Raw genomic sequence first — 1,103 nt, 5'->3', positions numbered from 1 at the left:
CTCCTTCACTTCGGACCGTCTGTCTGGCTCGGTTGGAACCGGTTCAAGGACAACTGGGACGACCGCCGAACCAGTTCGGTTCGTAAGGCCTTGCCCTCGGGAGGCTGACAGCCACATCTGGCGCCCGCGACATCGAGACACTCGCATTGTCTTTGCTCAAATGATCGGCGCAATGCATATCAAAATGGCAGTAATATACTACTAAAAATACCTATTGACATATCAGCGTAGCGCTCCTAGCGTTATCATACCGGTGGAACGATCCTTCGGGGCTAACCTAGGAAGGGCGTATCGATGCCCAGGCGCTTTTTTAACCCTCCAGAATTGATTAGGTCGAAATACTATAGCCATGCGGTGTCGGTAACTGCTGGCAGAACTGTGTACATTGCGGGTCAAACACCAACCGATGCAGACAACAATATGCCTGCCGACGTTAGTCTAAAAAATCAGCTTCGCGTTTGTTTACAAAATCTGGAAGTAGCGTTGGCGGCGGCTGGCGGTAAGTTGTCGGACGTCGTGAAACTCCAGACATTCGTCGTCGGCTATGGGGGGCACGTGAAGGACGACGTGATTGAGGTTCGAGGCGAATTCTTTGGCTCTGCGCCACCGCCTGCCTCGTCTGTTTACGAGACCAGCGCACTGTCAGATCCAAGATATCTCGTCGAAGTGGAAGCGATTGCGGTGATTGAAGACTGATTGCAGAAGTTCTATCCACCCAAACAACTCGTTGGAGGCTACTAGATGCGTAGGATCGTAATTGCCGCATTGGGTCTCGCCATGGCCGCATCGGCAGCTGCCCCATCAATGGCTCAAGAGTCGGCGCTCAAATGGGGGTATGATTCCGAGCCAGACCAACCGTTTGTGGATCGCGGACCAACAGGTGACCCGACGGGCTTCGATGTCGACCTAATGAACGCCATGTGCGCGGAAATGAAGACGAAGTGTGAAATAGCCATTACGGTGTGGGACAGTATGATACCTGCGCTGGAGTCAAAGAAAATAGACATCATCTGGACGGGCATGGGTATAACAGAAGAGCGCGAAAAGGTGATCAACTTCACAGACGTCTATCGGAAGTCACCTGCGGCCTATCTATATCCAAC

The 1,103-nt window shown here is 52.4% G+C and carries 2 protein-coding genes; both read left to right on the top strand.

Annotation, left to right across the window (positions count from 1 at the left end):
• Nucleotides 1-294: 294 nt before the first annotated feature.
• On the top strand, nucleotides 295-696 hold the full coding sequence (locus EN935_RS37280) for a RidA family protein (protein WP_127374306.1): 402 nt from the start codon (nucleotides 295-297) through the stop codon (nucleotides 694-696).
• 45 nt (nucleotides 697-741) lie between these two features.
• The coding region (locus tag EN935_RS37275) for a transporter substrate-binding domain-containing protein (RefSeq protein ID WP_127374305.1) at nucleotides 742-1,103 on the top strand (362 nt) is incomplete at its 3' end.

Source organism: Mesorhizobium sp. M7D.F.Ca.US.004.03.1.1 (assembly GCF_003998635.1).
Lineage (GTDB): Bacteria > Pseudomonadota > Alphaproteobacteria > Rhizobiales > Rhizobiaceae > Mesorhizobium > Mesorhizobium loti.
The sequence above is the reverse complement of the archived record's forward strand: the minus strand, read 5'-3'. Positions and strand labels throughout refer to the sequence as shown.